Genomic DNA, 479 nt, shown 5'->3' with positions numbered 1-479 from the left:
CATGAGAGCGGTGCCGCCGAGGGCCAGCATCAGCCCGATCGCCGTGCGGACCCGGCCGCCGCGCGATCCGGTGGTCACCTCGTCCCTGGGCCGCAGGGCCTCGAGCGGGGCGACGCGCGTCGCGGCCACCGCGGGGGCCAGCGCGGCCAGGACCGTCACCGCCACGCCCACGGCCACCGAGACGGCGAGCCCTGCCGGGTGCAGCCCGAACGTGAGGAACGGCAGGTCCAGCATCGCGCGGGCGGCCGCGGCCACGCCGGCCACGATCGCCACGGCGAGCCCGGCGCCCAGCACGGAGCCCACCACGCCCACGACGGCGGCCTCGGTCAGCACGGAGGCCCGCACCTGGGCCGTCGTCGAGCCGATGGTGCGCAGCAGCGCGAGGTCACGGGTGCGCTGGGCCACGAGCACCTGGAAGGTGTTCGCAATGACCAGCGCGGTCACCAGCAGGGCCAGCGCCGCGAAGCCGCCGAGCACCC

Annotated in this window: 1 protein-coding gene; it reads right to left on the bottom strand. The window is 77.2% G+C overall.

What is annotated here, in order from left to right; all coding sequences use genetic code 11:
* On the bottom strand, positions 1 to 479 hold a 479-nt coding region (locus tag ACFWJO_RS39230; protein ID WP_386873019.1), incomplete at both ends, for an FtsX-like permease family protein.

The organism is Streptomyces sp. NPDC127092 (assembly GCF_042722475.1).
GTDB lineage: Bacteria > Actinomycetota > Actinomycetes > Streptomycetales > Streptomycetaceae > Streptomyces.
The sequence above is the reverse complement of the archived record's forward strand: the minus strand, read 5'-3'. Positions and strand labels throughout refer to the sequence as shown.